Source organism: Deltaproteobacteria bacterium (genome assembly GCA_026388415.1).
Lineage (GTDB): Bacteria > Desulfobacterota > Syntrophia > Syntrophales > JACQWR01 > JAPLJV01.
Genome location: JAPLJV010000042.1, coordinates 87,966 through 94,008 on the forward strand (window position 1 = coordinate 87,966; position 6,043 = coordinate 94,008).

General features: G+C 52.0%; 6 protein-coding genes. All 6 read right to left on the reverse strand.

Annotated elements, in window-relative coordinates; all coding sequences use genetic code 11:
* Position 1 precedes the first annotated feature (1 nt).
* A complete protein-coding gene (locus NT140_09130) occupies positions 2 to 1,543 on the reverse strand; it encodes a long-chain fatty acid--CoA ligase (GenBank protein MCX5832035.1) in 1,542 nt (513 codons plus the stop codon).
* A 177-nt stretch (positions 1,544 to 1,720) separates the two neighbouring features.
* Complete coding sequence (locus NT140_09135; protein MCX5832036.1) at positions 1,721 to 2,752, reverse strand: hypothetical protein; 1,032 nt, start codon at positions 2,750 to 2,752, stop codon at positions 1,721 to 1,723.
* A gap of 74 nt (positions 2,753 to 2,826) precedes the next feature.
* Positions 2,827 to 3,609, reverse strand: coding sequence for an SDR family NAD(P)-dependent oxidoreductase (locus tag NT140_09140; GenBank protein MCX5832037.1), 783 nt, complete (start codon positions 3,607 to 3,609; stop codon positions 2,827 to 2,829).
* Positions 3,610 to 3,643: 34 nt separating this feature from the next.
* The gene (locus NT140_09145; GenBank protein ID MCX5832038.1) at positions 3,644 to 4,426 is read right to left on the reverse strand and encodes an SDR family NAD(P)-dependent oxidoreductase; all 783 of its coding nucleotides are present in this window, start codon (positions 4,424 to 4,426) and stop codon (positions 3,644 to 3,646) included.
* Positions 4,427 to 5,326, reverse strand: coding sequence for a 3-hydroxyacyl-CoA dehydrogenase family protein (locus tag NT140_09150; GenBank protein MCX5832039.1), 900 nt, complete (start codon positions 5,324 to 5,326; stop codon positions 4,427 to 4,429).
* Between the two features lie 39 nt (positions 5,327 to 5,365).
* Positions 5,366 to 5,887, reverse strand: coding sequence for a CocE/NonD family hydrolase (locus tag NT140_09155; GenBank protein MCX5832040.1), 522 nt, complete (start codon positions 5,885 to 5,887; stop codon positions 5,366 to 5,368).
* Positions 5,888 to 6,043: the final 156 nt, after the last annotated feature.

The following is a 6,043-nucleotide window of genomic DNA, read 5'->3' on the forward strand; positions in this document are numbered from 1 at the left end:
CTCAAACCCGCCTTGCCCTTCCTGCCCAATACGGCTCTCTCAGTACATTCTTGGTCACCTTTCCATTTGCGTTCTTGGGAAGATCATCTATAAATTCGACGCGCTTTGGCTTCTTGTAACTCGAGAGTATAGATGCACAAAAATCTATTATCTCCTGCTGGTCCAGCTTGTGCCCTCTTTTCGGAACAACAACGGCGCAGACTGACTCGCCATAAACTTCATCGGGTATACCGAATACCGCCGCTTCCAACACCCCGGGGTGGCTGCAGATGACATCCTCGATCTCTTTGGGATAAATATTTTCTGCCCCGCTGATAATCATGTCTCTCAAACGATCCACTATTGTAAAGTACCCGTCACCATCATTTCTTGCGATGTCGCCAGTGAATATCCAGCCATCCCGGAGCGCCGCCCTGTTGGCTTCATCCATCCTGAAATAGCCGATCATACCCAGTGGTTTCTGGCGAGAAATAATCTCGCCCACTCCGCCCAAGGGCACATCGTTTCCGTCTTCATCCACAATCCGGAGATCAGCAGTTACCATCTCTCTCCCGGTGCATTGGGATAGGCTCTCGTGATCTTCGGGCCGCAACACCGATACCATGCCAGTCTCAACCTGGCCGTACCACTGATAGAAAGATACCTTGAATATCTTCATCGAGGCGTCGAGCGTAGTCGGGCTTATGGCTGATGAGCCGTAGTAAATCTTGTTCAGGCTGGAGAGATCGTAGCTTGCTATCCCAGGGTAATTTATCAGCATGGTGAGTTGAGTAGGCACCCACATGGTCATGGTAACCCTGTAACGTGCCACCGCATCCAGAACTTTTTCCGGATCAAACCCCTTGCTCATGATCACTGCAGTACCGCCCATCATAAGCGTAGGTCCCATGGTAGCATTGAGTCCCCCGTTATGAAACAAGGGAATGCAAATCAACGCCACATCATCGCTTTGCAGGTCACCTTCCAGGGCCATACCGATGTAGTTCTGAATATAGGCCGCATGGGAAAAAAGGGTCCCCTTGGGGAACCCAGTTGTTCCGCTTGTATACATGATAAAACTTGCCGAAGCCGGATCTACTGCAACACCAGGTTCATCCGTTGACTGTCCGTCCATAAGAGATGTAAGGGTTGTTTCCGACTTCAAAGGTTCCTTGGAGATACTTACCAGCTTAACGGGGGAGGCAAAGCTTCTCCTTGCTTCCCCTACGAGGGAACTAAATTCGGCGCCATAGAAGAGGACTTTCGGGGCAGAATTGTTTACTACATGGATGAGCTCATCTTTCTTATAGCGGAAGTTTATGGGAACTACCACCGCACCGCACTTCACAATGGCATAGACAATCACAGGGTATTCCAGGCAGTTGAGCGCCAGTATGGCCACCCTGTCACCACTCTCTACCCCCATGGAGAGCAATCCATGGGCCAGTCTGTTTACCTGCCGGTTTAACTGACCATAGGTAAGAGACTTGTCATCCATTATAATAGCGGGTTTTTCTGGGTACCGCTTTGCATTCAGCCGCACTACATCCCCTACCGTCTGCATCTATCAATCACCCTTCTTCCTTCTGGTTACGTACCTCGACGCACCATATACTGTGTAGTCTTTGATTCATCCTCTGACCAATGACGCCGCTACCCTGTCAGACATTCAATCTAACTCTGTCGTCGCCATTTCCGTGAAAGCGTCCGGTTAGCTCGCTTGGTGCTCAGGACAGCGGTTCTAAATCAACCATTTAACAATCATAGTGGGGGCGTGGCCACCTGCACCTATGGTAATCCAGGCCTGTATCATGTCTTTCTTGAACTTGCCCGCCGCCCAGAATTCGGCAAGGTTGACAGGGACAACAGCGCATGAAAGGTTTCCGTACTTGTACCAGGTATGAATCCACTTGTCTTTGCTCACACCTTCCTTCTCGGCGCCCCATATCCAGACGTCATAGAGCAAATCCGCAGGCTGGTGAAAGATAATCACATCAAGGTCTTTCAACGTCAGATTGGCTTTTTGCAAGGCTCCATTAATCCCGTCGATGCCGAATCGCTCGCCCACCTTCTGCCACCACATAAAGAACTCCGGGGTTCCATACATGTAGCCGGTGAAAGGAGGCTGTTTCGGCGCGCCGGGAAGATCCGGAATGTCAGGGGTCTTGGGTTTGCCGCCGCACATGTCGTAGGTCTCTGGCCAGGTGCGGTTGTAGTGCGCAAGGAATTCACATTTGAGGTTCTCCGTAGAGACAATCGCTGCCCCTGCCCCATCGCCCATCATGGCCGCCTGGGCGTTGGTGAGGTCAGTGCGGCACTGGCCTCCTATGGTCTCCCAGGCCGATACGGCTACCACCAGGATCCTCTTGTACTTGCCGGCCTTTATCAAGTTCCAGGCGACTTCGCATCCATCCACAAAGCTCGCGCACGCATTACTTATGTTGAGAACCGGGACCTCGACGGGAAACCCGAGCTTCCAGTGTATGTAACCGCCGACCATGGGTACTGTATATTTACCGCCGCAATTATTAGCGATGATGTAATCGATGTCGGAGGGCTTGAGGCCTGCCTGATCGAGCACCTTCCTTGACACGTTCTCTGCAAGAATCTCTGCGGCGTCCTCATTCCTGAATCTCCTGATCTCTTTTGGAAAATGAAACGTGGCCCTGAGAAAATCGGGCACCGTTGGTAAGAGATATTCCTGGTCTTTGGGCGTCACTACATCCCCCTGTATGTCCATTGCTACCGCTTCCAAACCGACTCTAATACTCATGGCATCCTCCTTATCAAAATGATTGGGTTCTGATTCTCCTGACTTTATTTCCTGAAACATGCACACCACAATTGTTACGCCAGCATACCTCCGTCTGCTACAAACACCTGGCCCGTTACAAAACTGGAGGCGTCTGATGCCAGATAGGCCGCCAAGGGTCTTATCTCCCTCGGCTCACCGATCCGCCCCATAGGGATTAAGGCAATGATGAGAGGCTTGAGCTGCTCCTGCATCTCCGGCGAAATACCAAGTCCCACCGGATTGGTGTCATGCATTCCCGGGGCAATGGCGTTAATGCGAATACCTTCCGACGCATACGCTGCTGCTGCATGCCTGGTCAAGCCGATGATGGCCGCCTTTGTCGTCCCGTAGACCGAAGAGTCCGGGGCAAACCCTCCGGGCAGGCCTGCAATTGATGCAGTACTGATTATTGAACCTCGCTTCTGTTTCAACATCACTGGCAGGACGGCTTTCATGCAAAGGAATGTGCCTCGCAAGTTTATGGCTACCACCCTTGTCCAGTCTTCATACGTTAACTCGTGAGGCCGGGCAAAGCGGTTCGTAATCCCGGCGTTGCAGAAGAGGATATCAATGGTGCCGAATCGCTGGAGTGCTATACTTACCATTCTCATTACATCCTCGGGTTTGGATACGTCGCCCTGAAGCGCTATCGCGCGACGGCCGAACGTTTCCAGCAGCTTAACCGTTTCCTCAGCAAGGTCCATCCGGATGTCATTACAGACCACATCGGCTCCGCACTCCGCCAAAGCCAGGCAGTACTCTCGGCCCAGCCCATGCCCACCCGCAGTAACCAAAGCTACCTTACCAGAAAGATTAAACATTTCAAACAGTTTCATTCTTGATGCCTCCTTCTTCGAAACGCTTAGCACTTCACGCTGTTATGCCACCGTCCGTGGCAAAGACCTGCCCAGTAACATAACTTGAGGCGTCCGATGCCAGAAAAACAGCCAATCCTCTTATCTCGTTCGGTTCGGCGAATCGCCCCATAGGGATCATCATTGAAACGCTACGTTTCAACTGCTCCACCTGCTCATCTGTCAACCCGAGACCGACGGGCCTCGTGTCATGCAGTCCCGGTGCAATAGCATTAATGCGGACACCATCTCTTGCATAGGTCATTGCTGCATGGCGAGTAAAACCGATCATACCGGCTTTTGTCGCACCGTAGCAGTAGGAAAAGGGTGCCTTTCCTGCCTTGATCCCGGCTACGGAGGCCGTGCTGATGATGGAGCCACGCTTCTTTGCAAGCATGCCCGGGAGAACCGCCTTTATGCAGAGGAACATGCTCGTCAGATTTACCTCCACTACCCGGTCCCAAGCTTCCACTGATAACTCATGGAGGGGTATGAGCGGGTTCATGATACCGGCATTACAAAAAAGGATGTCAATGGTCCCCAATTCCTCCAGCGACCGTTTCACCATGCTTTCTACTGCGTCCGGTTTCGAAACATCCGCCGGTAGCGCCACTGCCCGCCGACCAAGTTTTCTCACGGCTTCTGCCGTGTCCTCGGCGAGGCGGGGGTCAATATCGTTACATGCCACGTCTGCTCCGAATTCCGCCATGGCGAGGCAGTACTCCCGTCCCAGTCCGTGTCCCCCTGCCGTCACGAGAGCTACTTTCCCCGCAAGATCAAATATTCCCTGGCTCTCCATTTAAACCTCCTCAGAAGCTGATTTTAAACCGCCATACTCGTAGAAACCTTTTCCTGTCTTCATACCCAACCAACCCGCCGTCACCATCTTTTTCAGGAGAGTTGGGGGGGCAAAACGCGAATCTTTCGTGTAGTCATAGATAGCCTCGCTCCCCTTCAACAGCGTGTCCAGCCCAATGCCGTCGGCCATTGCCAAAGGTCCCATGAACCATCCCATACCTTTGGCGAAGATGGTGTCAATGTCGTCCCGAGATGCCTCGTCTGATTCCACCATACGTATCGCTTCTAGGAGCAGTGGGCTGATGAGGCGGTTGGCAATGAAACCGGGAATATCCTTCGCTACGACGACACCCTTTCCGAGTGAACGACTGAAGTCTGAGGCAATCTGGATGGCATCTTCACGCGTTGCAATGGTCTTCACTATCTCGGCAACAGGAAACATCAGTGGATTCATGTGAATGCCAAGAACCTTCTCGGGCCTCTCTGTCACCATGGCAAGGTCTAAGACAGAAAGTACTGAGGTATTTGTTGCGAGGACAACATCTTTGGGGCAGACTCTATCCAGGGTGGCAAAGATTTTTTTCTTGATTTCCAGATCTTCCGTTACCGCCTCAATGACAAGGTCGCAACCGGATAGCGCCGCAAGGTCTGTACTGCCCGAAATGCGGCCAAGTACCTGTAATTTCACTTCCTCGGAAATCTGCCCGGATGTAACCGCCGCAATAAGTCTTGCGTTTATCGAAGCCAATCCTTTTTGAAGCAACTCATCATTCACCTCGCAACAGGTGACAAGGTAGCCGCTTTGGGCACAGACCTGAACATAGCCGGAACCCATCTGGCCACAGCCCATCACGCCGACAGTCTTGATTGCCGCTCGGGGGGCAATAGCGTCACTATTCATTATGATCCTCCTATTCTAAATATTTTCGACATCCCGGCATCACGTCGCTTCCGCTCGCGGTATTAAGGGCAGTTCAATGTACGACGGGTATTGCAAACTATGATAGAGAGTGATTATCGGTATTTTTGTTCCCGAATTAGCCGGGTTATTGCTTGCTGAAAGCTGAGGATTGAGATCATAGGAAGGCCAGTCTGCGCAGGCGATTGAAACAGCGATGCGGCGCCCCTTTCTGAAGACCCAGGAGGTGGGGTAAAGATCAGTCAGCAGCTCCACCTTTCTCCCCGCGCTGAAAACGTCGGCCACGTAGTCGCTATCGCGAAAACTGTGGTACGGAAGATCCGGGAGAATGGATGGTTTTGGTGGCCCTTCGTGGTGAGCCATACGGTGGAAGCCGGCTCGGGCCATACCCTCGGTAACGTACAGCGCTTCTCCCCCCTCGTCAATATCCTCGAGGTAAACAAAAAAATCGCCGTCCTTTCCTGTCGATGCCAGCCAGAGACTGATAATTGGATGGCCCGTGACCTCTGTATCGCTGTCGAGAGGCGGCGAGGTGAAGGTGATACAGTTCTTATGCTTCTCATACTAATTTGCATTCATAGATATACTAACGATCCATTCGAAACCGGTTAGCCCTGCCACTGTATGATTATCCTTTTCCAAAGTCGCCAGGGAAGTGACAAGTTCATCTTCAACTGCATTCAGGCTATGGAACACCTT

Bases quoted from the DNA above. Each gene is read 5' to 3' on its own strand.
- NT140_09130 (MCX5832035.1), bottom strand. From the start codon at position 1,543: ATGCAGACGGTAGGGGATGTAGTGCGGCTGAATGCAAAGCGGTACCCA.
- NT140_09135 (MCX5832036.1), bottom strand. From the start codon at position 2,752: ATGAGTATTAGAGTCGGTTTGGAAGCGGTAGCAATGGACATACAGGGG.
- NT140_09140 (MCX5832037.1), bottom strand. From the start codon at position 3,609: ATGAAACTGTTTGAAATGTTTAATCTTTCTGGTAAGGTAGCTTTGGTT.
- NT140_09145 (MCX5832038.1), bottom strand. From the start codon at position 4,426: ATGGAGAGCCAGGGAATATTTGATCTTGCGGGGAAAGTAGCTCTCGTG.
- NT140_09150 (MCX5832039.1), bottom strand. From the start codon at position 5,326: ATGAATAGTGACGCTATTGCCCCCCGAGCGGCAATCAAGACTGTCGGC.